Raw genomic sequence first — 205 nt, 5'->3', positions numbered from 1 at the left:
CGAATCCACCCATCCAGATGTTTCATAGGCTTAGGAAAATCAGCCACTTTAAAGTAGTGGAACCAACCTCTAGAACCATGATTAAGTTCTCTAACCACAGTATCAAATTTCACACCTCTGCTTCTTTTAGTAATAAGGCGAACCTTATCTTTGAAGCGAGAGATAGAAGCTTTGGCAATTGTAGTAGAGCCATCTGCCAATAAAG

The 205-nt window shown here is 40.0% G+C and carries 1 protein-coding gene; it reads right to left on the bottom strand.

Translation table 11 applies throughout. From position 1 onward, the window contains the following. On the bottom strand, nucleotides 1-205 hold a 205-nt coding region (locus L8D11_RS05730), incomplete at both ends, for a group II intron maturase-specific domain-containing protein (protein ID WP_272906073.1).

Source organism: Candidatus Bandiella numerosa (assembly GCF_021811875.1).
Taxonomy (GTDB): domain Bacteria; phylum Pseudomonadota; class Alphaproteobacteria; order Rickettsiales; family Midichloriaceae; genus Aquirickettsia; species Aquirickettsia numerosa_A.
The sequence above is the reverse complement of the archived record's forward strand: the minus strand, read 5'-3'. Positions and strand labels throughout refer to the sequence as shown.